This window comes from Cellulophaga lytica DSM 7489, assembly GCF_000190595.1.
Taxonomy (GTDB): Bacteria; Bacteroidota; Bacteroidia; order Flavobacteriales; family Flavobacteriaceae; genus Cellulophaga; species Cellulophaga lytica.
Map to the genome: position 1 here is coordinate 600,317 of NC_015167.1, position 26,187 is coordinate 626,503.

The 26,187-nt window shown below is 32.4% G+C and carries 23 protein-coding genes; 13 read left to right on the forward strand and 10 right to left on the reverse strand.

All coding sequences use genetic code 11. The features are described 5' to 3' along the window. Positions 1–126 precede the first annotated feature (126 nt). From CELLY_RS02755 to trpA, 7 genes are read left to right on the forward strand one after another with little or no spacing between them, the layout of a single operon-like run. The gene (locus CELLY_RS02755; RefSeq protein ID WP_013620127.1) at positions 127–1,524 is read left to right on the forward strand and encodes an anthranilate synthase component I family protein; all 1,398 of its coding nucleotides are present in this window, start codon (positions 127–129) and stop codon (positions 1,522–1,524) included. Between the two features lie 4 nt (positions 1,525–1,528). Next, positions 1,529–2,092 (forward strand): anthranilate synthase component II, encoded by a 564-nt coding sequence (locus CELLY_RS02760; RefSeq protein WP_013620128.1) that lies wholly within the window; start codon positions 1,529–1,531, stop codon positions 2,090–2,092. A 46-nt stretch (positions 2,093–2,138) separates the two neighbouring features. Continuing rightward, entirely contained in the window at positions 2,139–3,131 is a 993-nt protein-coding gene (gene trpD / locus CELLY_RS02765; RefSeq protein ID WP_013620129.1) for an anthranilate phosphoribosyltransferase, read from the forward strand. Further along, positions 3,132–3,917, forward strand: a complete 786-nt coding sequence (trpC, locus tag CELLY_RS02770) for an indole-3-glycerol phosphate synthase TrpC (RefSeq protein WP_013620130.1) — start codon at positions 3,132–3,134, stop codon at positions 3,915–3,917. Continuing rightward, the gene (locus tag CELLY_RS02775) at positions 3,914–4,555 is read left to right on the forward strand and encodes a phosphoribosylanthranilate isomerase (protein ID WP_013620131.1); all 642 of its coding nucleotides are present in this window, start codon (positions 3,914–3,916) and stop codon (positions 4,553–4,555) included. The genes trpC and CELLY_RS02775 overlap by 4 nt, the downstream gene beginning before the upstream one ends. A gap of 31 nt (positions 4,556–4,586) precedes the next feature. Continuing rightward, the gene (trpB, locus tag CELLY_RS02780; protein ID WP_013620132.1) at positions 4,587–5,768 is read left to right on the forward strand and encodes a tryptophan synthase subunit beta; all 1,182 of its coding nucleotides are present in this window, start codon (positions 4,587–4,589) and stop codon (positions 5,766–5,768) included. Between the two features lie 9 nt (positions 5,769–5,777). Further along, positions 5,778–6,539 (forward strand): tryptophan synthase subunit alpha, encoded by a 762-nt coding sequence (gene trpA, locus CELLY_RS02785; RefSeq protein WP_013620133.1) that lies wholly within the window; start codon positions 5,778–5,780, stop codon positions 6,537–6,539. A gap of 74 nt (positions 6,540–6,613) precedes the next feature. Here trpA and CELLY_RS02790 read toward each other — a convergent pair whose 3' ends face one another. The 4 genes from CELLY_RS02790 to CELLY_RS02805 all read right to left on the reverse strand — a co-directional run bounded on the left by CELLY_RS02790 (position 6,614) and on the right by CELLY_RS02805 (position 12,959). After that, the gene (locus CELLY_RS02790; RefSeq protein WP_013620134.1) at positions 6,614–7,549 is read right to left on the reverse strand and encodes a glycerophosphodiester phosphodiesterase family protein; all 936 of its coding nucleotides are present in this window, start codon (positions 7,547–7,549) and stop codon (positions 6,614–6,616) included. Further along, complete coding sequence (locus CELLY_RS02795) at positions 7,546–8,421, reverse strand: alpha/beta hydrolase (RefSeq protein WP_141103747.1); 876 nt, start codon at positions 8,419–8,421, stop codon at positions 7,546–7,548. The genes CELLY_RS02790 and CELLY_RS02795 overlap by 4 nt, the downstream gene beginning before the upstream one ends. A 102-nt stretch (positions 8,422–8,523) precedes the next feature. Further along, the gene (locus CELLY_RS02800; protein WP_013620136.1) at positions 8,524–11,025 is read right to left on the reverse strand and encodes a TonB-dependent receptor; all 2,502 of its coding nucleotides are present in this window, start codon (positions 11,023–11,025) and stop codon (positions 8,524–8,526) included. Between the two features lie 296 nt (positions 11,026–11,321). Then, positions 11,322–12,959 carry an ABC-F family ATP-binding cassette domain-containing protein gene (locus tag CELLY_RS02805; RefSeq protein ID WP_013620137.1) on the reverse strand — a complete coding sequence of 546 codons (1,638 nt, stop codon included), beginning with the start codon at positions 12,957–12,959 and terminating at the stop codon, positions 11,322–11,324. 180 nt (positions 12,960–13,139) lie between these two features. Here CELLY_RS02805 and CELLY_RS17035 point away from each other — a divergent pair, with 180 nt between their 5' ends. Then, a complete protein-coding gene (locus CELLY_RS17035; protein WP_013620138.1) occupies positions 13,140–13,280 on the forward strand; it encodes a hypothetical protein in 141 nt (46 codons plus the stop codon). Positions 13,281–13,453: 173 nt separating this feature from the next. After that, complete coding sequence (locus CELLY_RS02810; RefSeq protein ID WP_013620139.1) at positions 13,454–14,245, forward strand: hypothetical protein; 792 nt, start codon at positions 13,454–13,456, stop codon at positions 14,243–14,245. 121 nt (positions 14,246–14,366) lie between these two features. Here the strand turns inward: CELLY_RS02810 and CELLY_RS02815 are convergent, their stop codons facing one another. Together CELLY_RS02815 and CELLY_RS02820 are read right to left on the reverse strand one after the other, a co-directional pair. Then, the gene (locus CELLY_RS02815; protein WP_013620140.1) at positions 14,367–16,751 is read right to left on the reverse strand and encodes a TonB-dependent receptor; all 2,385 of its coding nucleotides are present in this window, start codon (positions 16,749–16,751) and stop codon (positions 14,367–14,369) included. Between the two features lie 298 nt (positions 16,752–17,049). Beyond that, a complete protein-coding gene (locus tag CELLY_RS02820) occupies positions 17,050–20,502 on the reverse strand; it encodes a pyruvate carboxylase (RefSeq protein WP_013620141.1) in 3,453 nt (1,150 codons plus the stop codon). Between the two features lie 317 nt (positions 20,503–20,819). Between CELLY_RS02820 and CELLY_RS16855 the strand changes: the two genes are divergently transcribed. Together CELLY_RS16855 and CELLY_RS02825 are read left to right on the forward strand one after the other, a co-directional pair. Continuing rightward, complete coding sequence (locus CELLY_RS16855; RefSeq protein ID WP_075695785.1) at positions 20,820–20,948, forward strand: 30S ribosomal protein THX; 129 nt, start codon at positions 20,820–20,822, stop codon at positions 20,946–20,948. 164 nt (positions 20,949–21,112) lie between these two features. Then, positions 21,113–21,661, forward strand: coding sequence for a hypothetical protein (locus CELLY_RS02825; protein ID WP_013620143.1), 549 nt, complete (start codon positions 21,113–21,115; stop codon positions 21,659–21,661). A 1-nt stretch (position 21,662) separates the two neighbouring features. Here the strand turns inward: CELLY_RS02825 and CELLY_RS02830 are convergent, their stop codons facing one another. The 4 genes from CELLY_RS02830 to CELLY_RS02845 form a co-directional block, all read right to left on the reverse strand. Then, a complete protein-coding gene (locus tag CELLY_RS02830) occupies positions 21,663–22,037 on the reverse strand; it encodes a hypothetical protein (RefSeq protein ID WP_013620144.1) in 375 nt (124 codons plus the stop codon). 51 nt (positions 22,038–22,088) lie between these two features. Next, on the reverse strand, positions 22,089–22,850 hold the full coding sequence (yaaA, locus tag CELLY_RS02835) for a peroxide stress protein YaaA (RefSeq protein ID WP_013620145.1): 762 nt from the start codon (positions 22,848–22,850) through the stop codon (positions 22,089–22,091). 90 nt (positions 22,851–22,940) lie between these two features. Further along, entirely contained in the window at positions 22,941–23,975 is a 1,035-nt protein-coding gene (locus tag CELLY_RS02840; RefSeq protein WP_013620146.1) for an RluA family pseudouridine synthase, read from the reverse strand. A 25-nt stretch (positions 23,976–24,000) separates the two neighbouring features. Then, entirely contained in the window at positions 24,001–24,555 is a 555-nt protein-coding gene (locus CELLY_RS02845; RefSeq protein ID WP_038504719.1) for a PASTA domain-containing protein, read from the reverse strand. 102 nt (positions 24,556–24,657) lie between these two features. On the opposite strand from CELLY_RS02845, the gene CELLY_RS02850 reads away from it, so the two are divergent. Both CELLY_RS02850 and coaD read left to right on the forward strand, forming a co-directional pair. Continuing rightward, entirely contained in the window at positions 24,658–25,632 is a 975-nt protein-coding gene (locus CELLY_RS02850; protein WP_013620148.1) for a D-alanine--D-alanine ligase, read from the forward strand. A gap of 77 nt (positions 25,633–25,709) precedes the next feature. Beyond that, the gene (gene coaD, locus CELLY_RS02855) at positions 25,710–26,165 is read left to right on the forward strand and encodes a pantetheine-phosphate adenylyltransferase (protein WP_013620149.1); all 456 of its coding nucleotides are present in this window, start codon (positions 25,710–25,712) and stop codon (positions 26,163–26,165) included. Positions 26,166–26,187 lie beyond the last annotated feature (22 nt).

The window sequence follows — 26,187 nt, forward strand, 5'->3', positions numbered from 1 at the left end:
ACAACTAACATATGGTGGTGGAACAACTTACGTCAAACGTCGTGAGCAAAGCACCATTGTAACAATATACATTAAAGGCTTGTCTATCACGACAAGCCTTTTTTTATTTAAATTTTTAAAAATAAAATGAAATACAATCTAACATCACACTACAAAAAAATACTGGCAGACACCATTACTCCTGTTAGTATGTACTTAAAAATTAGAGACAGATTTCCTAATAGTATTTTATTAGAAAGTAGTGATTACCACGCAAATAATAATAGTTTTTCTTATATCTGCTGTAACCCAATAGCATCTATAAAAATAGAAAACGAAACCATTTTTGAAAACTATCCAGATGGTACTAGCAATACTACAGCTATAGATAACACTGTAGACGTAGCAACTATTTTACACAATTTTAGCACAAAGTTTAGCTCTAACAATAACGACTTTAAGTTTATAAACAATGGGCTTTTTGGTTATATGGCTTATGATTCTGTTCGTTATTTTGAAGATGTAAATATTACTAAAAAAGACAACTCTGTTACAATACCAGATATGTACTATGCAGTATATAAAAATGTAATTGCTATTAATCATTTTAAAAATGAAGCATACATATTTGCTCACACATTTAATGCAGAAAGTAACATCCCAGAAATAGAACAACTATTAAACGTGAGAAACTTTGCTACCTATAATTTTTCTAAAGAAGGAGAAGCAACTTCTAACTTAACAGATGAAGATTTTTTAGAGCAGGTAGATTTAGCAAAAAAACACTGTCAGCGTGGAGATGTTTTTCAATTAGTATTGTCTAGAAGGTTTTCTCAGGAATTTAAAGGAGATGAATTTAATGTATACCGCGCCTTACGCTCTGTAAACCCATCTCCATACCTATTTTATTTTGATTACGGAGATTTTAAAATATTTGGTAGCTCACCAGAAGCACAAATTATTGTAAAAGATGGTAAAGCAGAAATTCATCCAATTGCAGGCACTTTTAAACGTACCGGTAATGATGAAAAAGATGCTATTATTGCCAAAGAATTAACAGAAGACGACAAAGAAAATAGTGAGCACGTTATGTTGGTAGATTTGGCCAGAAATGATTTAAGCAGAAACGGGAATACTGTTACGGTAGAAAATTATAGAGAAGTACAGTTTTTTTCGCATGTAATACATTTAGTTTCTAAGGTTACTGGTATAAAAAAAGACAACATACCCACAATGAAAGTTGTAGCAGATACTTTCCCTGCTGGTACTTTAAGCGGTGCGCCTAAGCATATGGCTATGCAACTTATAGAAAAATATGAAAAAACTAGTCGCGGGTATTATGGTGGTGCAATAGGGTTTATGGATTTTAATGGGAATTTTAACCACGCTATAATGATTAGAACTTTTTTAAGTAAAAACCATCAATTACATTACCAAGCTGGCGCTGGTTTAGTTGCTGCATCTAACCCTAAAGATGAACTACAAGAAACATACAACAAATTAGGAGCACTAACCAAAGCTTTAGAAATAGCTGAGAATATTTAAGAAGATGAAAAAGATATTAGTTATAGATAATTACGACAGTTTTACATACAATTTAGTGCATTACCTAGAAGATTTAGATTGTGATGTTACTGTAAAACGAAATGACCAACTTACACTTGAAGAAGTAGATGCTTTTGAAAAAATAGTACTTTCTCCTGGCCCAGGTATACCAGATGAAGCAGGACTGTTAAAAGATATTATTGCTAAATATGCCCCTACAAAAACCATTTTAGGTGTTTGTTTAGGTCAGCAAGCTATTGGTGAAGTTTTTGGTGGTTCTTTACTTAATTTAGAACAAGTTTACCACGGTATTGCTACCACTATTACAGTTATTAAAGACGATGTTTTATTTGCAGGTTTAGGTAACGAGTTAAAAGTTGGGCGTTACCATTCTTGGGTTGTAAACTCTGATTTGCCAGATGTTTTAGAAGCTACTTCTGTAGATGAAAACGGACAAATAATGTCTTTACGCCATAAGACTTATGACGTTAATGCTGTACAGTTTCACCCAGAATCTGTACTAACACCTAAAGGAAAACAAATGTTAAAAAATTGGGTAAATAAGTAAAATAAACTGTTCGTAAAAATTTACTTATTCAACTAAAAAAATAAAAATGAAAACAATATTAAATAGATTAATTAATCACGAAATTCTTTCTAAAGAAGACGCAAAAAATGTTTTGGTTAATATTGCAAAAGGTGATTATAACACCAGTCAAATTGCAGCATTTTTAACTGTATATATGATGCGTAGTGTAACTATTGAAGAGCTAGAAGGTTTTAGAGATGCTCTTTTAGACCTTTGTTTAGCTGTAGATTTATCTGCCTACAACCCAATAGATTTATGTGGCACTGGCGGTGATGGTAAAGATACATTTAATATTTCTACGCTTGCCTCATTTGTTACTGCTGGTGCTGGTATTAAAGTTACAAAACACGGTAACTACGGTGTATCTAGCAAATGTGGTAGTAGTAATGTAATGGAGTCTTTGGGTATTAAATTTAGTAATGATACAGGCTTTTTAGAAAAAACCATAGATGAAGCTGGTATTTGTGTATTACACGCTCCGCTTTTTCATCCTGCAATGAAAAATGTTGCTCCAATACGTAAAGAGTTGGCAGTAAAAACTTTCTTTAATATGTTAGGCCCAATGGTAAACCCTGCTTTTCCTAAAAACCAAATGGTAGGTGTTTTTAATTTAGAATTAGCCAGAATGTACGGTTACCTTTATCAAAACACAGATAAAAACTTTACTGTTTTACACGCCTTAGATGGCTATGATGAAATTAGTTTAACTGGAAAAACAAAAACAATATCTCGCCTATCAGAAAGTATGCTTAAACCTGAGGATTTTGGAGTACAGCAAATTAAACAATCTGACATTGTTGGTGGAGATACTGTAGAGGCTTCTGCTAAAATATTTGTAGATATTTTAAGTGGAAAAGGTACAGACCCTCAAAATAATGTAGTTTGTGCCAATGCAGGTATTGCAATAGCTACAGTACAAAATATTACCCCTAAAGAAGGCTTTTTAAAAGCACAAGAATCTTTACGTAGTGGTAAAGGTTTAGAAGCATTAAAAAAATTACAAAAGCTAAGTGCATAAATGGATATTTTAGAAAAAATAGTACTAGACAAACGTAAGGAAGTTGCTTTAAGAAAAGCTCTTATTCCTGTATCTCAACTAGAGGCTTCAGTTTTATTTAATAGACCTAGTAACTCTTTAGCTGTTGTATTAAAAAACAGTAGTTCTGGTATTATTGCAGAACATAAGAGAAGATCACCATCAAAAGCAGTAATAAATAATAGCCTATCTGTACAAGATGTTGCTACGGGTTACCAAAATGCTGGCGTTTGCGGTATGTCTGTTTTAACAGATGGCAAATATTTTGGTGGCTCTTTAGATGATTTGCTAACCGCCAGAGCAGCAGTACAAATGCCATTACTACGTAAAGAGTTTATTATAGATGAGTACCAAATACTAGAAGCAAAAGCTTATGGCGCAGATGTTATTTTGTTAATAGCAGCTATACTTACTAGAGAAGAAATAAAACAATTTTCTGAGTTTGCTAAAAGTCTAGACTTAGATGTTTTACTAGAAGTACATAACCAAGAAGAATTGCAAAAATCTATTATGCCTAGTTTAGATATGCTAGGCGTAAACAACCGTAATTTAAAAACTTTTACGGTAAGTTTAGACACTAGTAAATCTTTATCTGCTTTAATACCTAATGATTTTGTAAAAGTATCTGAAAGTGGCATAAGCAATATAGAGGCCATTAAAGAATTACAACCATACGGCTATAAAGGTTTTTTAATAGGTGAAAATTTTATGAAGACTGATAACCCTGGCGATAGTGCCACTAATTTTATAACATCTTTAACCTCATGAAACTAAAAGTTTGTGGTATGAAGCATTTAGATAATATGGAGGCTGTTGCAGCTTTACAACCAGACTATCTAGGCTTTATATTCTGGGAACCTTCATCTAGGTATTTTAATGAAAAAATGGGGGCTATATCCAAGAACATTAAAAAAGTTGGTGTTTTTGTTGATGCAGATTTAGATTATGTGGTAGAAAAAATTAACCAATACAGTCTAGATGTTGTGCAACTACACGGTAAAGAATCTCCTGAATTTTGTAAAGGTTTACGAAATTCTAATCTTGGCCTTAAAGGGAAACAACCACAAATTATAAAAGTTTTTTCTATTAAAGACAGTTTTAACTTTAGCGTTATTACTCCTTTTGAAAAAGTATGCGACTATTTTTTGTTTGACACCAAAGGTAAACTACCTGGTGGTAACGGTTATACTTTTAATTGGTCTGTTTTAGAAAATTACCCATCTACCAAACCCTATTTTTTAAGTGGCGGTATAGGCATAAAAGACACCGAAAAGGTTAAAGCATTTTTAAAAACGTCTGCCTCTAAGTACTGCGTTGCCCTAGATGTAAACAGTAGTTTTGAAATAGAACCTGGACTAAAAAATATTGAAAAATTAAAAGAATTTAAAACAGCATTAAGTATCTAAAACAACTACTTAAAACTAAATACTAATTCAGATGAATTATAATGTAACAGAAAAAGGATATTACGGAACATTTGGCGGTGCCTATATTCCAGAAATGTTATATCCTAACGTAGAAAACCTACGCCAAAACTATCTTAAAGTGATGGCAGAGCCAGACTTTAAAGCAGAGTTTGATCAGCTTTTAAAAGATTACGTAGGCAGGCCGTCTCCTTTGTACTTTGCAAAAAGATTGTCTGAAAAGTACAACACAAAAGTCTATTTAAAAAGAGAAGACCTAAACCATACTGGTGCTCATAAGGTTAACAATACTATTGGCCAAATTTTAATGGCAAAAAAACTAGGTAAAAAACGCATTATTGCTGAGACCGGCGCTGGCCAACACGGTGTTGCCACTGCTACAGTTTGTGCACTAATGGGTATGGACTGTGTGGTGTATATGGGTGAGATAGATATTGCACGTCAAGCACCAAACGTAGCACGTATGAAAATGCTAGGTGCAGAAGTAAGACCTGCACTGTCTGGTAGTAAAACACTAAAAGATGCAACTAATGAAGCTATTCGTGACTGGATTAACAACCCTGTAGACACACATTATATTATTGGTTCTGCTATTGGCCCGCATCCTTACCCAGATATGGTTACCAGATTTCAATCTGTAATATCTGAAGAAATAAAATGGCAACTAAAAGAAAAAGAAGGACGAGAAAATCCTGATTACGTAGTAGCTTGTATTGGTGGTGGTAGTAATGCTGCTGGTACATATTATCACTTTTTGCACGAAGAAGAAGTTGGTATTATTGCTGTAGAAGCTGCAGGTAAAGGAATAAATTCTGGCGAAAGCGCTGCTACATCTGCGCTTGGTAAAGAAGGTGTTATACACGGTTGTAAAACACTATTAATGCAAACCAATGACGGACAAATTACAGAGCCCTACTCTATTTCTGCTGGTTTAGATTATCCTGGCGTTGGACCACTACACGCACATTTATACAAAACAGGAAGAGGAGAATTTTATTCTGCCACAGATGATGAGGCTATGCAGTCTGGTTTAGAATTAACAAAATTAGAAGGTATTATACCTGCTATAGAAAGTAGTCACGCTTTAGCTATTTTTAAACATAAAACTTTTAAACCAGACGATGTGGTTGTACTAAGTTTATCTGGCCGTGGTGATAAAGATTTAGATAATTACATTAAATATTTTAACTTATAAAATTGTATAATGAACAGAATTAATAAAAAAATGCAAGAAGACAAAAAACTTCTTTCATTGTACTTTACAGCAGGTTACCCAGAGCTTAACAATACGGTTAAAATAATTGAAGATTTAGAGGCCAGCGGTATAGATATGATAGAAATTGGATTGCCTTTTAGTGACCCATTAGCAGATGGCCCAACAATACAAAACAGCTCTACAATTGCGCTTAAAAATGGTATGACTACCAATTTACTTTTTGAGCAGTTAAAAGATATACGTAAAACTGTTTCTATACCTTTAATAGTTATGGGATATTTTAACCCAATGCTACAATATGGTGTTGAAGCCTTTTGTAAAAAATGTGCAGAAATAGGTATAGATGGTTTAATTATGCCAGATTTACCTTTGGCTGTTTACCAGGATGAATACGAGGCTATTTTTAAAAAGTATAATTTAAAAAACATCTTTTTAATTACACCACAAACTAGTGACGAGCGTATTAAGCAGATTGATGAAGCTTCTGATGCATTTATTTATATGGTAAGTTCTGCTAGTGTAACGGGTTCTAAGTCTGGTTTTGGAGATGAACAAACTGCTTATTTTAAACGCATAGCTAGTATGCAACTTAAAAACCCACAAATTGTTGGTTTTGGTATTAATAATAACGAAACATTTACACAAGCAACAGAAGGTGCAAAAGGTGCTATTATTGGCTCCGCATTTATAAAACACCTTACAGAAAATGGTGTAAATACTATTAAAGAGTTTGTGCAAAAAATAAGATAAGTTTAAACTTATTTATCATAAAAAAAGCTGTTTCAATTATGAAACAGCTTTTTAGTTTTTGGTTATTTGTAGTATTATTTTCTGTACTTAATAGCTTTATTAGGATAATCTGTAATTAAACCATCTACTCCCATTGCAAGTAATTCTTCCATATCAGTCTCATTATTAACTGTCCAAGGAATAACTTTCATATTTTTTGAGTGAAGCTCTGCTATAACCTCTTTAGATAACATATTATGTAGCGGACTATAAATTTGTGGCACAAACCCTAATTTATCTAAATTAGTTTTAACATCATCTTTATATACCAAAGCAGCCAATGTATACTCTGGATAATTTTGATGTAAATATTGCAACACTCTAAAATCAAAACTTTGTAGTACTACATTTTCAACTGCAATTTTATCTTTAATAGTTGCTATAACTAAATCAGAAAAATCTTTTGGGTTTGGATGATAAATATCATCGCCCTCTGGCAAACTCTTAATTTCTATATTGTATTTAATTGGTGTTGTATTACCTGCTGTTAAAGAATCTGCAAGAGCAATAACATCTAACAATAACGGTTTTGTAACGTACTGTTTCTTTTGCTCTGGAAACTTAACATTACCCATACTACCACAATCGTATTTTTGAGTTTGCTTATACGTATGCTCATAAATATTTAATGCAATAGAATCTTTTTTAGCAATAGTTTTCCCTAGAGAATCTAAACAAAAAAGCGGATTAAAATATGGCTCATGTGACACCAACACTTGTTTGTCTTTTGTTACTGCAAGGTCTAACTCTATTGTATTTACACCCAACTCTATAGCTTTTGTAAAAGCTGGTATGCTATTTTCTGGCATTAAACCCCTAGCACCACGGTGACCTTCTAAATCAAAATTATAAGTAACCACTGTTTCTTCAACCGGAGCAGCTTCTTCTTTTGTTTCTTTCTTTTTATCGCTCTGCTTACAAGCCATAAAACCAAGGCCAATAAGGCCACAAATAGCTATTTTTAGTTTCATTTTATTATTTTATTTAAAAAATCAACTGTATTTACATAAACACCTTCCCAATCTTTGGATCTAATATCACTTGCTATAACGTGATTTCCACTTTTTGGAAAAGCCATTTTAGTCTTATCTTCTTCTGGCGTACCAAGAGCATTAAACATTACTTGCATTGCTGGCACAGAAACAACTTTATCTTGCTCTTCTTCATTTTTATAATAGTATCCTAAAAATACAGGACAAGTGACTTTAGAAAAAGTTTCTGTTGTCATTGTATTTGTAAGCATAGTAATTAATGAAATATAGCCATTTATATGATAGTTGGTAGACCAATACTTTGCTTCTAATTCTGGACGTTCTTGCACTTGCATTGTACCCCCTAAAGCCTTAACAAATTGCTCTTTACCTCCTGGTTGTATTACTGCTTTCATTGCTGGGTTAAGCAAATCTATAAAAGGAGAATACAAAACCAACGCTTTAATATCTTTATCTTCTGCTGCTATTGCTAAGCTTAATGTACCACCTGTAGATGTACTAATTACTATAACCTCATCTCCTAATTGTTTACCATAAGCAATTGCCTGTTTTGCAGATGCAATGTAATTTTCTGGTGTTAAGTCTTCAAAAGTATTATCTCTGTAAATACCGTGCTCCTCTAAGCGAGCCATATATGTGTTTGCTTTAAAGTTTGCTGAAAGTTGAGACATTACCGGCTCACCTTCTGCATAACTAGCACCAAAGCCATGTAAGTAAACAAATGCAATAGGAGATTTTTTATACTTATAATCGTCTGCCCATATAATTCTAGCTTCATTATCTGCCTTAATACCAACTACATTACTCTCCTCTATTTGTATCTTTTTCTCTAACTCTTTTAAATTTTGCATTTTTGCCGCTTTTTGTGCGGTTGCAAAAAACGCAAATACTAGAAATAAAGAAAGGATATATGTCTTTTTATTTATCATTTTATTGTTTTTTAATAATTTACCTTAAAATTTCACAGACAATTGAAGTCCGTAAAATGCTGGAGGACCTGCAATAAATGTTGGTATACCAAAAGCACCACCTGTATTACCCGCATCTATAATAAATTCTTCATCTAAAACATTAGTTGCATATAAACTAATTTCATACCTATCTTGTATAGTTATACCTGTTCTAATGTTTAATAAACCATAACCATCTTGAGATATATTTGGCAGATTAGTTTCTTCAAAAAATACTTTAGACTTGTAAGTATATGTTGGTCTTAAAAATACAGCTACTTTTTCACTTAAAGTAGGGTTGATATTAAATCCTGCTGAGAAAGAGTGTTCTGGTGTTAACCTAAACGTATTTCCTGCCAATTGCTGTGGGTTACCGTCTGAATCTTCATCATCAAAAGAAGCATCTATATACCCATAATTAGCAAAGAAAGAACTACTTTTTGCAAATTGGTACTGCATAGCAGCCTCAAAGCCTAATGCTGTTGCACTACCACTATCATTAGGAAGAATTACCAAACCATCTGTTTCATCTAAACGTGCAATTGTAGTTTGAAAATTACTGTAGTCATAATAATATCCATTAATATCAAACTGTAGTTTATTATCTAACATTAATGATTTTAGTCCTAGCTCATAAGACCATACAGTTTCGTCTGACAACACATTTACTTCTGTAGCCGATACATTAATTACATTTGGTCTTCTTCCGCGTGCAACGTTACCAAAAACAGTTACCGCATCACTTAAATCATAATTAACAGCAAACCTACCTACGGCAGATGTAAAAGTTTCACTTGCCGAAATTCTACCGTTTGTTGGCGTAAATAAGTTGTTAGGGAAAGCTCCTAAAAAGTTACCTAACAATCCTGGATTATCTGCATTTATAACCTCTAAACCAGCATTACTATTTTCTAAAGTTGCTCTTAGTCCTAGTGTAAGAGTTAATTTCTCTGTAACATCATAAGAAGCATCTGCAAAAATATCACCAGAGTAATTTTCTCCGTAATTAATAGACTCCTCTTTATTAAATGGCAATAAAGGAGCTCCTGCTAATGGTCCAAAACTACCTGGGTCGTTAGGAATATTAGGAAATAAAGTTGGCACACCGTTTATAACCAAAGCATCTGTTGCTACTAAAAGTGCTAGGTAACTTTGCTCATTAACCTCAAAAGGTACTGCTTGTGACCCGTTTTCATAAAAGAAATTAGCTCCAAAGAAACCAGATAGTTTATCATCATTATCAAAATTAAAACGTACTTCTTGACTAAATTGTTCTCCTTCTGCAACCTCTCTAAAAAATAAAACTGGTGCCGCTGTACCATCTGCATCAAAAGCCTCATCTGAATTAAATTTTCTATAAGCAGTAGTAGAAGTTATATCCCAATTGTCATTAAGTGCCGACTTTAAAATTCCTGTAAAACCATATACTGTACGGTCTAACCCTAATTCTTTACCGCGCTCTAAATCTGCAAAAGAGTTAGGACTTAAGTCACCTCCTAAAGGAGCAAAAGTTCCACTTTTAAAAGAAGTTCCTGGAGGTGTATCTTGTTGCCAATTTGCAATAAAATCAAACGTAGTATTATCACTAATCATATATTTTAAAGAACCTCTAAGTGCCAAAGTTTCTTTACCATTTAGGTCTCCTCCAGAAAGGTTTTCTATATACCCATCTCTTCTATTGTAAATTGCAGCTACACGAGCAAACAACTTATCTTTTACTAAAGGTGTGTTTACATAACCGTTTACTAAAAACTGATTGTAATTACCAATACCTGTTTTTAAGGAAGCAGAAGTCTCATTTTTAGCTTTATTTTGAATAATATGCATTGCTCCAATCTGCGCTCCTCTACCAAAAAGAGTCCCTTGTGGGCCTTTTAAAACTTCTACTCGTTCTATGTCAAACAACTCTACTACAGAACCACGAGATTTACTAATAGAAACCCCGTCTTGGAAAACAGATACTCTTGGCTCTACTCTAGAATCTCCGCTATCACTAGTAATTCCCCTAACAACTATACCAGGATTGTTTACACTTTGTATTTGTATTTGTAAACCTGGTACATAATCTGAAAAAGTATCATACTCAAACGTACCTTGGTTATTTATAAAGTCACTCCCATAAGAAGTTATTGCAATTGGTACATCTTTATTTAGTTGCTCTCTTTTTTGTGCTGTAACCACTAAACCATCTAACTGAAAAGATGGTTCTTTTAAATTAAAGTTTAAAGTTGTTTGCGGAGTTGCAATTTCTACTGATTTTTTTATGCTTTTATACCCTAAGTAAGATACTGTAATAGTATAAGTATTATAAGATAAATCATCTAACTTGTATGTCCCGTTTTCATCTGTAACTGCTCCTATTGATATACTTTGTATGACTACGTTAGCTCCAATTACAGGAGTTCCTGTTTCATCTAAAACCTGACCAGTTATACCCCCTTTGTTTTGTGCTGTTACCGTAAATGCGGTAAGTAATAGTAAAATTAAATAGTAATTATTTTTCATTGTGTGTTTTTAAGTTGCCCAAAACTATACAGCTACTGTTAAGCTAAAAGTTAGGCTACTTTATAATAATGTTACACAAACATTAATACGCATTAAGTAAGTATTAATAAAGAGCTTCCATTGTTAATAAAAGTTTAAACAAAACACATAACTAACTAAAAAACAAGCTAGTTAACACTGAAAATGCTATTCAATTTATAAATTGTACAACTGTTCAATTTATACAATAAAAAAAAGCCCTAAACAATATAATTAAATATAATGTTTGGGCTTATATCAAAAATAAAATATAATCGCTATTTTTTTAAATCGATGTCTTTTATGTTTTTAATCTTATTTCGCTCTAAAAAATCATCAATAGTTTCAAAATGTTCTATTACACGTTGATCTTTAAATTCAAATACTTTTTCTGCCAAACCTTGTAGAAAATCACGATCATGAGACACAAGTATTAAAGTACCATCAAAATCTAACAATGCTTCTTTTAAAACATCTTTAGATTTTAAATCTAAATGATTTGTAGGTTCATCTAATATTAAGAGGTTTACCGGTTCTAGCAATAATTTTACCATTGCTAACCTTGTTTTTTCGCCTCCAGATAGTACACTTACTTTTTTATCTACATCATCTCCTTTAAACATAAACCTACCCAAAATATTTTTTATTTGAGTACGCACATCTCCTTTAGCAACCTCATCTACTGTTTGAAAAATAGTTAAATCTGGATCTAGTAATGACGCTTGGTTTTGAGCAAAATAACCTACTTGTACATTATGTCCTAAACTACATTTGCCCTCATACTCTATTTCGCCTAAAATAGATTTTATCATTGTAGATTTACCTTCTCCGTTTCTACCAACAAAAGATACTTTTTCTCCTCTAGAGATAGACATATTAGCGTTCTTAAACACTGTATGGTCTCCGTATGTTTTTGTTAAGTCTTCTACAGTAACTGGGTAATCTCCTGAACGCTGTGCAGATGGAAATGATAATTTTAAAGCAGAGTTATCTACTTCATCAATCTCTATAATCTCTAATTTCTCTAACATACGTTCTCTTGATGAAACTTGGTTTGTTTTAGAGTATGTTCCTTTAAAACGCTCTATAAAACGCATATTGTCTTCTATAAACTTTTGCTGTTCTTCATAGGCTTTTATTTGATGCGCTCTACGGTCTTCTCTTAATTGCAAGTAATGAGTATAATTTGCTTTGTAATCGTAAATTTTACCCATAGTAACCTCTATAGTTCTATTGGTAATATTGTCTATAAAAGCTCTGTCATGTGATATTACCATTACAGCTTTTGCTTTGTTTACCAAAAAGTCTTCTAACCAAATTACAGACTCAATATCTATGTGGTTTGTTGGCTCATCTAACAGTATCAAGTCGGGTTTTTGAAGCAGTATTTTTGCTAGCTCTATACGCATACGCCAACCACCACTAAACTCACTTGTTTGCCTTGTAAAATCTTCTGATCTAAATCCTAATCCTTTTAATGCTTTTTCTACCTCAGCATCATAATTTACATCTTCTAATGCATAATATTGCTCACCAAGTTCAGACACCTCTTCTATAATTTTCATATAGGCATCACTCTCATAATCTGTTCTTGTCTCTAGCTCTTTATTTAAATAAGCCATACGGTCTCTCATTTCAAAAACATGGCTAAAAGCCTTAGAAGCCTCCTCTACTACCGTACTGTTATCTTCTGTTAATAAATGCTGTGGCAAATAAGCAATTACAGTATCTTTAGGGCAACTAACTTTACCCTTTGTTGCCTTTTGCTTGCCAGCAACAATTTTCATCATTGTAGATTTTCCAGCCCCGTTTTTACCCATTAATGCAATTTTATCATTTTCATTAATAACAAAATTTACACCACTAAATAAGGTTGTTCCGCTAAATTCTACTGCAATATTATCTACTGTAATCATTTTTATAATTTAAGACTGCAAAACTAACAAAAAGTAAAGAATTTAGTAGATAGTTTAAATAGTTTATCAAAAAGCATTAAATCGTCCATTTAACACTCATTAACAAAGACTTACAAGTCTATTAACTACTTTTTTTTAATATTAATTGTACATTGTAGATGAACATAAAAAACAAATGATATGGGAATTATAGATGATAAGAGATTAAAAAGAAAAGTAAAACAATCAAATCCTACAAACCCAACAGGTAATACGGATATAGACACAAACAAGTTTGATATTGACTCCGAAACCATTAAGGATCAGCAAAATAAGAAATAACCTTACAAGCTTTATATGCAAAAGCCCCAAAATCTTAATGATTTTGGGGCTTTTCTTTTGTTTAAAAAAACATTTACCGTTTATAGAATATTTTATTTTAATAATTGAAAAAAGCATATAATTGCAATAAATTCTTACAAGAATCGTTTTATTTCAATAATTAAAAATAAACAATGAAAAAACAAATTTTACTACTTACAACGTTCTTATCTGTAACATGTTTTACGCACGCACAAGAACTAGAATCTACTGACCAAACCAACAATGCAGAGCAATCTGTTTTAGAGTATCAAGACAAAAAAAACATTGCTAAACTAAGTTTAACAAGTTTAGTTTTTAGAAACTTTCAATTTCAGTACGAGAGGGTTTTAAACAAAACTTTTTCTGTAGCGTTATCTTATGGTACAATACCAGAAGGAGGTATTCCATTTGGGAGTTCTTTTGTTGATGAAGACGAAGATGATGATTTATCTAACATTGTAAACGACGGTAAAATGAGTTACTCTAGTTTTACACCAGAAGTACGTATTTACACAGGGAAAAAAGGATATGGAAAAGGCTTTTATTTAGCTCCGTTTTTTAGAGCATCTAAATACACTTTTAAAAATGTAAACTTTAGTTTTGATGCAGATGGTGGAGGAACAGAAACTTTAACCACTAGCGGTACTGTTAAAGGTAATACTTTTGGTTTGTTATTTGGATCTCAGTTTAACCTAGGAAGCAACCTTGTTTTAGACTGGTGGATTGCTGGTCCGCATATTGGGTCTAGTAACGGAAACTTAAAAGGTGTATCATCTAGAGAATTATCTCAAAACGAACAAGACGCTTTACTAGAAACTTTACAAGACACAGATATTCCTTTAGTAGATACTGAGTATAAAGTAAGTAAAAATGGCGCAGAAATAGATTTAGATGGTCCTTGGGCTGGTGTACGTGCTGGTTTAAGTATTGGATATAGATTTTAAAAAATAAATGATTATCATATAAAACCCCTAAAACCAAAATGGCTTTAGGGGTTTTCTTTTTACAAAAAAAGTACAACCAACTACGGTTGTACTTTTCTCATTATAAACTTAAACTAACTTATTAAAACCTGTAGGTTAGTACTCCTGCAAAATTTCTTGGATCTGTTTGGTTAATGTAACGAGTTCTGTATGCATTATACCCAATTTGATCAAACACATTGTTTACCAAAAAGCGTAAACTCCATTGTTTGTTAAGTGCATAAGAAACTTGCGCGTTTACTTGCGTATAAGAATCCACATAAAAAGGTTCTTGGTTAGGCACAATACCTTCATGAGTTACAGCTCCTGCACTCCAGTCATTAATTGGTCTTTCTCCTGTATAGTACACTCCTGCGCCTACAGATAATCCTTTTAATTTTTGTTTAAAACTATAATTTGCGTACACATTAAAAGTATGCTTTGGCGTATTTAAAGGAGCAGAACCATATACAAAAGATGTATGTTCTTTGTATTGCGCATCTATATAGCTATATCCTGTTATTACTTCTAAGTTATCTAAAATACGACCACTTAATTCTACCTCTACACCTTTACGCTCGTCATTACCTCCTTTTTCATAAAAACCAGTAGCCACCCAATTTTCATCATAAACAGGTAAATTAATATTTTTATTATTGATTTTAAAATAAGTAAAATTAAAACGCAAACGGCTGTCTAACCAATTTGTTTTTACGCCGACTTCTAATTGATCAAAACGCTCATTACCTAACTGATTTCCATTTACATCTAACCTAGTACCTGTTCTTGGGTAAGAGCTATTTGTATAAGATGCAAAAACATTTATATTTTCTATTGGAGTAATTATAAGTCCGGCTAACGGGTTAAAGGCATCACTTTCTGTAGTTTCTGTTGCTGCATCTGTTAGTGTTTTACTGTAACGCAAGCCTATAAAAGATTTTAACCATTTGTTATATGTTATTACATCTTGCGCAACTACTCCTAAAGACCTAGACTCAGATTCTCCTATACTTACATCTCCAAAACCTAAATCTGCTGGCAGTGTTGATGAGTTAGAAGAAGGATTAAAAACGTCTACAATATCTAAATTAGATCCGCTTTGACTTGTGGTACTATATGCAGTAGTTCTATAGTCAAAACCAACCTGAAAAGTGTGTGCTATATTTCCTGTTTGCACTTCATCACCAATTAAATCTATCTGCAACACGCTATTTTTATCATTACGTGTAGAAATTGCATAACCGCGATTTCTTTGGTTGTAAATAGGGTTGTCATCTGTATCTGTAACTACATTTCCTAAACTAGCTCCTTTATCATCTAAATCTAGTGTAGAAGAAAAATAAGCTGCTTTAATACTTAATTTATCATTTATTTCTCTGTTAAAACGAATAGAGTACGTTGCGTTTTTTGTTAATGCTTTGTCATTTGCATAACCTAAAAATATATTATCTGGTAGGTCATAAATTGCATTTACATTATTCTCATCTAAATTTATAGTACCAACATCTGGAGTTCTACTGTCATCTAAATAATCCATTTCTGCAGTAATGGTTGTTTTATCGTCTAACCTCCACTCTAAAGAAGGGTTAATGTAAAAACGGTCTGATGACACACCTGTTCTGTAGCTATCAGATCTTTCTACAGCTCCGTTAATTCTGAATGCTAAATTTTTAGCGTTATCTAGAGGCCCGTACACATCAAAAGTAGCACGTGTTTGCCCAAAACTACCTACACGTAATGAAGCAGAACCTCCTGAGTAGTATTTTGGGGTTTTTGTTACTATATTAATAACACCACCCGGACTACCTAAATCTGTTGCTACACCTTGTGTAATAGATGCTGCACCTTTTAAAACCTGAATGTTATCTACACCTTGCATATCTGTTAGTATTCCCTGCCCTCTAAAATCTGAATGTACACGCACTCCATTTTTTAAAATAGGAATACCTCTAAACCCACGTGAAGACATACTCTCTCTTTTATTACCATAAGTAGCAAATGTATAAACACCTGGTACATTTTTAGTTGCATCAGAAATTGTAAGGTTTCCTTGTTGCTCTATTAATTTATCAGAAATGATAGAAATACTCTGAATTTGCTCATAAGGAGCTAAAGGTAAACGTGTAAGTGCTTCAATTTTGTCTGGATGCTCAAATCTGTTACCAAAAACCTCAACCTCTTCTAATTTTAAATTATCTTCTAACTTAAAAGTAAGCTTAATAGTTTCGTTTTCTTTTAATGTAACCAACTTAACAACACCATGGTAACCAACATAAGATACTTTTACGTTATAGGTGCCTTCTTTTAAATTAGAAATCGTAAAAAAACCATTTTCATTAGTAGTTGTTCCAATTTTTGTTCCTGATAAAAAAACATTAGCATAGCTCACTGGCTCATTGTTAGCGTCTGTAACATAACCTTCTATTTGTGATTGAGCAAAAGACATTTGAATTGCTAATACAAATAGTAAACATAACTTTTTATACATAATCCTTATTTAGATTTATTTAAAATAATGCCCAAAAGTAAAACTGAAAATTGTAGCAACAAAATTATTTAGAATAAATATAAATAGAAAGTTAAAACTAATTTTAAATGATTGATTTTTAAGTAATTAAATTATATATAAAAAATAAACAAAAACTCATAAAAAAATTAACAATGCGTTTTTTTATTTAGATAAATAGAATAAACTAGGTATGTTTAAAAGTTTACAAACAAAAAAACACCATTCCCCTAATTGTAGAGAAATGGTGTTTACTATTTTAAAATAGTTGCTATAAATATTACTTAAGCACTAAAACTAAATCATCAGAATTTACAAGTGCTCCGCCTGTTAGTTGTATTTTATCTACAACACCTTCTGCTGTAGCGGTTACTGTTGTTTCCATTTTCATTGCCTCAATTACAAACAAAGGTTGATTCTTTTTCACCTCTTGTCCTTTTTTAACTAAAACATTAGATAATAAGCCTTGTAAAGGAGCTCCTATTTCTTTAGGGTTATCTTTATCTATTTTTACGTTTTGAGCCTTAATAACTTTTACAGCCTTATCCTTAACCATTACATTACGTAATTGCCCATTTATTTTAAAGAAAATACTAACGTAACCGTTTTCATCTGGCTCTCCTTTTAGCATTAACGACACCAATACATTTTTACCTCTATCTAATTCTACCAAAATTTCTTCTCCTACCTCCATACCATAAAAGAAGTTTTTTGTTGGTATATTCATAACATTACCATATTTAACGTGGTTGTTATAAGCGTCTGTAAATACCTTTGGATATAATTTATACGACAAGAAATCTGTAATTTCTAAATCTCGTCCCATTCCTTTCTTAAACTTTCGTTTAAAAGTTTTAAATTCTTTATCAAAATCTATAGGCTCTAGGTGTGCATTTGGTCTTTCTGTATAGGCCTCTTGATCTTTTAAAATAATTTTTTGAAGTTCTTTTGGGAATCCGCCTACTGGCTGTCCCAAATCTCCTTTGAAGAAACTAATTACAGATTGCGGAAAAGAAATACTATCACCATTCTCTAAAACATCTTTTACAGTTAGGTTATTGCTAATCATATACTGCGCCATATCACCTACCACTTTAGAGCTAGGGGTTACTTTTACAATATCTCCAAACAATTGGTTAACCTCACCATACATTTTTGTTACCTCAGGAAATTTATCTTCTAAACCTAATGCAATTGCCTGCCCTTTTAGGTTAGAATATTGTCCTCCTGGAATCTCATGTTTATATACTTCTCCTGTACCAGATTTTAGTCCAGACTCAAAAGTATAGTAATAATTACGTACGGTTTCCCAGTAGTTAGAGTATTCTGCTAGCTTATCTGTATCTAACTTATTTTCTCGTTCATGAAAACGCAACATTTCTACGAGGGAGTTAAAGTTTGGTTGTGATGTTAAACCAGATAACCCGCCTAGTGCTACATCTACAACATCTACTCCTGCTTCTATAGCTTTTAAATACATTGCCGCCTGTATAGATGATGTATCATGAGTGTGTAAATGTATTGGTATATTTATTTCAGATTTTAAGGCTGATATTAACTCAAACGCAGCATTAGGTTTTAATAACCCAGCCATATCTTTTACACCTAAAATATGCGCACCTGCATTCTCTATATCTTTTGCTAATTGAATATAATATTTAAGATTATACTTTGTTTTTTTAGGATCTAAAATATCACCTGTATAGCAAAGCGATCCTTCTGCTAAACCACCAGTTCTGTTACGTACGTGTTCTATAGTAGGAGCAATAGATTTCATCCAGTTAAGAGAGTCAAAAATACGGAATACATCTACCCCAGTTTCCCAAGATTGTTCTACAAATTTTTCAATTAAATTATCTGGGTAAGCTGTATAACCAACGCCATTAGAACCACGTAAAAGCATTTGTAGCAATACATTTGGCATAGATTTACGTAATAATGCCAAACGCTCCCAAGGGTTTTCTTGTAAAAATCGTAAGCAAACATCAAACGTAGCACCACCCCAAACTTCCATACTAAATATTTCCGGAAAGTTTTTAGCGTAGCCTTCTGCTACTTTTAACATATCTATAGTACGCATACGAGTTGCCAATAAACTTTGGTGACCATCACGCATTGTGGTATCTGTAAAATGAACTTTTTTCTCATTTTTTAACCAGGTAGCAAAACCTTCTGGACCTAATTCTGTTAGTAAATCTTTAGTTCCTTTTGGGTAAGAACTCATTTTCTCAAAAGAAGGTACTTTGGGCTTAGAAAAAACGTGGTTAGGATCTTTCTTTTTTACATCTGGATTACCATTAACTATGGTTTCCCCAAGGTATTCTATAAGTTTATTAGCTCGGTTTCTTGGCTCTACAAACTCAAATAATGAAGGCTCATTTTTAATAAAATTTACAGTAACCTTACCGTCTCTAAAAGTTTGGTGTTTTAAAATATTATCTAAAAACGCCATATTACTTTCTACACCTCTAATACGAAACTCTGCCAATGCCCTACGCATTTTACGACAAGAGCCGTCTAATGTTCTACTAATAGCAGAAACTTTTACAAGCATAGAATCAAAAAACGGAGAAATACGCACTCCTTGATAAATACTACCTGCATCTAACCTAATACCAAAACCAGAAGCACTTCTGTAAGTTGTAACTACACCATAATCTGGTTTAAAGTCGTTTGCAGGATCTTCTGTAGTAATTCTACATTGCAGTGCGTAACCGTTAATTTTTACAGATTCTTGATCTTGTATTTTTATTTGCTGATCTGATAATTTGTAACCACCTGCAATAAATAGCTGAGCCTTTACCAAATCTATATTGGTAATCATTTCTGTTACTGTATGCTCTACTTGTATTCTTGGGTTTACTTCTATAAAGTAAATACTACCATCATCATCTACTAAAAACTCTACAGTACCTATATTATTATAATTTACTGCTTTACATATATCTATAGCGTACTTATACAAACTATCTCTAGTTTCTTGAGGTAAACCAATAGAAGGAGCAAACTCAATTACCTTTTGGTAACGTCTTTGCACAGAACAATCGCGCTCATATAAGTGCACCATATTACCGTGGGTATCTGCTACTATTTGTACCTCTATATGTTTTGGGTTTTCTACAAATTTCTCAAGAAAAACAGTGTCATCACCAAAAGCATTTAAAGACTCTCTACGGGCTTCAGGAAAAGCCTTTTCTAACTCTTCTTGTGTGCGTATAACACGCATACCACGGCCACCACCGCCAGAAGCAGCTTTTAACATAATTGGATAACCTATACGCTTAGCTTCTTCTATAGCTATACTTACATCTGTTAAATCTTTATCACTACTTTGTATTACAGGTACATTATTAGCTACAGCAACTTCTTTTGCTGTTATTTTATCTCCTAAAGATTTAAGAACAGAAACTTTAGGCCCAACAAAAATTATATCATTATCTGCACACTTTTGTGCAAACTCAGCATTCTCAGATAAAAATCCGTAACCAGGATGTATGGCGTCTACTCCATTATCCTTTGCTACTTGTATTATAGCATCTATATTTAAATACGGTTTTAAAGGCTCATGATCTTCTCCAATCTGGTAACATTCATCTGCTTTATACCTGTGTAACGAGTAACGATCTTCATAGGTATATACACCTACCGTTTTTATGCCTATTTCTACACAAGCTCTAAAAATACGGATTGCAATTTCTCCCCTATTAGCTACTAAAACCTTGTTAATCTTCATTTATTAATGTATTTATTAGTGTTTACTTACTAGTTCTAATAATTTTATCAAATTAATTATAGATAACCAAAATAATTTAACAGAATTATTACCTGATTTGCTGTTTTCAAAGGTACTTCATTTAAGGGTTTTTAACAATATTAAAATTTTACAAAACAGAGGTATTTCGTATCAAATTGTCACTATTTTATCTATATTACAATTATTTAACAAGCAATGGATGTGTTTTAATGAATATTTTATTCTGAATACTTTTAAAATTAGACTTGACATTCTACTTAAAATTTACTACCTTTTAAGGGAATTTAATGAACACTATGGGAAAAGGAGATAAAAAATCTAAAAGAGGTAAAATAATAAATGGCACTTATGGTGCTAGAAGAAAAAGAAAAATTAAAAAACAGCCTACATTACAAGAAAAAATAAGTCCAGATAAAAAGAAGTAAGTCAACAACTTATGCTTTTTATCCATAAAAACAAACAGTTTAACCGATATAAAAAGCGTTTTTCACCACAACTTTGCTTATGTTTACCACATAACTTTTAATAAAAGCCAAAAATAAACCAACTTTGTAATTCCAAATTACAAACAAAACCAACCCCCAAGATTATGTTTAAAAGTGCATTTGTATTTATTTCTCTTGTAATAACAACAGGTTTTACAAGTACTCCAGTATCTAACTGTGACAATGCTTACTCTGCAAGCTCTTACGCTCTAAATTATGCCAAAAAATCTTTAAAGGCAGATAATTTTGATCATCAAAAATTTTATGCTAACAAAGCTTACATTGCTTTAGAGAAAACAAATAGGCTAATGAAAGATTGTAATTGTGCAGATGCAAAAAATTCGGTCTTAAAAGGATTAGAAAATATTGATAAGGCTGCTGCTCCTAAAGATTGGGATTTGGGTAGACACTACGCAAAATTAGCTTTATTAGATGTTGAAAACACTATAACAGCTTTAGACATATTTACTCAAAACGGTATTAATACAGTTTCATCTGAATTAGAGCTTAAAGACAACGCTTTATTATTAGAAGCAGCTGAATTAGAAAAACAACGTGTTGCTTTAGAAGCTGAAATTGAAAGATTATTATCTAAAAAGAGAGCTTTAGCAATAAAAATTGCTGAAAACATACAAAAGCAAAGACAAAATTAATTTAGTCTACAACTAAATTTAATTCTACGCTATTACCTTCTTCCGTTATATTTAGCTCATAGGTATAAAAACCTAAAGGCAAAGGTGTTTCACCTACATAGTCTATTGGCTGTAAAGTATAGGTTTGTTCCTCTGTTTCTATTACTATAGATGCATATGCGTATGCTGTTTCGTACTCAAAATAGTCTGACAATGCACCCGATGCAACATCTGTATGTACATTTTCGGTATCTCCATTTATTTGTACTACGTCATAAGCTACCGCACTAACATTTTTTATTCTAATATTTACTGCTTCAAGGTTATCATCTCTATCATCACAGCTAAAGATAGTTAGCACTAGTAGTATTAAAGGAAGTAGAATTTTATTTTTCATAGGAAACATATATTATTGTCTACTATAAAAAACGATGTTTTAAAGATATTATTATCTAATAAAAACTGGCATATTTTCTTTTTCTGTATGCTCTTGACTAAAAGCGTAGCCGTCTGTAGTAAATTTTTTAATATCGTTTAAGGTTTCTGCATTAGTATCTACAATATAACGCACCATAGATCCTCTAGCCTTTTTTGCATAAAAGCTAATTACCTTTAGCTTATCATTTTTCCAATCTTTAAAAACAGGTGTAATTATGGTAGACTTTAAACCTTTTTTATCTACTGCACCAAAATACTCGTTACTTGCAAGGTTTACAAAAATTTCATTTTCTTGTAACTCTTCATTTAAGTACGCTGTTACATCTTTCTTCCAAAATTCGTGTAAATTTTTATTACTACCTACTGCCATTTTAGTTCCCATTTCTAGGCGATAAGGCATTATTAAATCTAACGGCTTAAGAACACCATATAAACCAGATAGTATTCTTAATTTATCTTGTAAAACCTCTAACTTATCCTCTGACAAAGAATACACATCTAACCCTTGGTAAACATCGCCATTAAAAGCATACACTGCTGGTCTGGCATTTTTAGTTGTAAAAGGCGTTGTAAAGTCCTGATTGCGTTGCCAGTTTAGTTGTGCCAAATTATCAGAAATACTCATAAGCTCAGATATAGCCTTAGGAGATTTCTTTTTTAAAATAGTATTTAATTTAGTGGCCTGCTTTAAAAATTTAGGCGCTGTATATTTATCTGTTGGCAGTTTAGATTCAAAATCTAACGACTTAGCTGGTGAAATAACAATCTTCATCTTATCTATAATTTGATGCTAAAATTAAGAATCATTTTTTATGTTTTGTACAAACAATAAAAGAGATTTTAAATACCACTATTGCAAAAACTAATTCTCTGTAGAGTGTTTAGCGTAGTGTCTCCACTTTTCTATAACACTGGCCATATCTTCAGGAATTTCTGTATTAAACTGCATTAACTCTTTTGTTACAGGATGCACAAAACCAAGAGTTTTAGCGTGTAGGGCTTGCCTTGGTAGTATTTTAAATGCATTTTCTACAAATTGCTTGTACTTTGTAAAGGTTGTACCTTTTAAAATACGCTCGCCTCCATAGCGCTCGTCATTAAATAAGGTATGACCAATATGCTTCATATGCACTCTAATTTGGTGCGTTCTTCCCGTTTCTAACTTACAAGAAATTACGGTAACATAGCCTAAACGTTCTAAAACTTTGTAATGCGTAATAGCTTCTTTTCCTTGGTCTCCTTCTGGAAAAACGTGCATTTGCAACCTGTTTTTTGGGTGCCTACCTAAATGTCCTTCTATAGTACCTTCATCTGCCTCTACATTTCCCCATACAATAGCTACGTATTCTCTTTCTGACGTTTTATCAAAAAACTGTTTTGATAAAAATGTCATTGCAGCTTCTGTTTTTGCAACTACTAAAAGTCCAGAGGTATCTTTATCTATACGGTGTACCAAACCTGGCCTATCACTACTGTTGTTTGGCAAATCTACCTTACAATGGTGTAACAAAGCATTTATTAGAGTTCCAGAATAATTTCCGTGACCTGGATGCACTACCATACCCGCTGGTTTATTTACCACCAAAAGCACATCATCTTCATAAACAATATCTAAAGGAATATCTTCTGGCTGCAATAAAAACTCATAAGGAGGATGACTAAACATAACACGTATATCATCTCCAGCTTTTACCTTGTAATTTTGCTTAACAAGTACATTATTTACCCAAATATGACCATCTTTTGCTGCTTTTTGTATTTGACTACGAGTTGCATTCTCTATAAAATTCATTAAAAATTTATCAATACGCAGTGGCTCTTGCCCTTTAGCAGCAACTACTTTATGGTGCTCATAAAGTTCATCATCATTGGCTTCTGGTCCAAATTCTTCACTCATAAATATGTAGCTAAACTATTATTATTTAGTGGTTTCCGTTACCACATACCAACTCTATTTTAGAGGTTTTTGGCAATTTCTCTCCGGCTTTAATTACTTTACCTTTGTACTTAATTTTTAGTACCATATCTTCCCCTATATCATCTACATAAGTTACCTTTAAAACATCTAAACCAACGGCACGTAACATAGAAGTTGCATTACGTTTGGTTTTTTGTATAACTTGTGGTACAGATACTTTTTTATACCCAGATGGGTTTACTGTAAAGTATATTTTTCTATTCTTTTTTACCTTATTACCTGCTGGTGGATTTTGCTCTATAATAGAAAACCTAGGGTAATTAGGGTTATAGTTAGCAGAATCTAAAATCTGAGAACGTAACCCAGCTTTATCTATTTCATGCTTCATTTGAGAAACAGTCATTTTAGAAAAGTCTGGCACCTCTACAAATTCACCGTGATTTGTTGTAGACTTTAGCCATTGTAAAACAACAAATACTAAAACTATTACTACTCCTAGGGCTATACCTAATTGTATTATTAATGTTTTACTTTTTAAAAAGTTGAAAAAATTTCGCATAACTATAATATTATCGCACAAATATATAAAACCCAATGCTTTTTTCTTTAATTTAAAAAAATGATATTTGTTATTTGCATTTATGACCCTTATTAATTTATCATGAAAAAAAATATTGCCATAATTATGGGAGGCTACTCTAACGAGTATAAAATATCCTTAAAAAGCGGAAACGTTGCTTATAAGCACCTAAATTCTAACAAGTTTAACCTGTATAGAATTCACATTTTAAAAGATAAATGGGTTTATGTAGATGCTAATGATGCTGAGTCTCCTGTAGATAAAAGTGATTTTAGCATTATTGAAAATGGGCATAAAATTAAGTTTGACTGTGTTTTTAACGCAATTCATGGTACACCTGGTGAGGATGGTTATTTACAAGCTTATTTTAACTTAATTGGAATAACACAAACTGCTTGTGATTTTTACCAAGCTGCATTAACTTTTAATAAAAGAGATTTACTTAGCACGTTAAAGCCTTATGGTATTAAAGCAGCCGCATCATACTACCTAAATAAAGGTGATGTTGTAAATGAAGACGAAATTATAAATACAGTTGGGTTACCTTGCTTTGTAAAAGCTAATAAAGCTGGTAGTAGCTTTGGCATATCTAAAGTACACAAAAAAGAAGATTTACCTAAAGCTATTGAAAATGCTTACTTGGCTGATGATGAAATTATTATTGAAGCCTTTTTAGATGGCACAGAAGTTTCTGTTGGAGTTATTATGTACAACGGAGAGCCTAAAGTTTTACCCATTACAGAAATTACTACTGAGAACGACTTTTTTGATTACGAAGCCAAATATGAAGGCAAATCTCAAGAAATTACTCCTGCTCGTATTACTAAAGAACAAGAAGAAAAGGTTAGCAATATAGCATTACGCGTGTACAAGATTTTAAAAATGAAAGGCTACTCTAGAAGCGAATTTATTTTTGTAGATAATGAGCCTTTTATGTTAGAAATGAACACAACACCTGGACTAACAGAAGAAAGTATTTTACCACAACAAGCCGCTGTAGCAGGTATTTCTCTATCGCAATTGTTTGAGAGTGCTATAACTGAGGCTTTAAGATAAATTAAGTAACTTTATCACTTGTAAAAAAACCATTAGAAAACCTAGTGTATTTTTACAAAACATTAAACCACAACTATATGAAACGTGCCATTTTTCCGGGATCTTTTGATCCGCTTACATTAGGCCATACAGATATTATTAACAGAGGCATTACCCTTTTTGATGAAGTAATTATTGCTATTGGTATTAATGCCGATAAAAAATACATGTTTACTTTAGAACAAAGGATGAAATTTATTAGCGAAGCTTTTAAAGATGAACCCAAAATAAAAGTAATGACCTACGAAGGCCTTACTGTTGAGTTTTGTAAAAAAGTAGACGCACATTTTATTTTACGTGGTTTACGTAACCCTGCAGATTTTGAGTTTGAAAAAGCTATTGCACACACCAACAGAAAATTATCTGAAATTGAAACTGTGTTTTTACTTACATCCTCTGGTAAATCATACATAAGCTCTTCTATTGTTAGAGACGTAATTAGAAACAACGGAGATTATACCAGCTTAGTACCAGATACTGTTAGAGTTATGTAAACTCTACTAAAACTTATTAAAC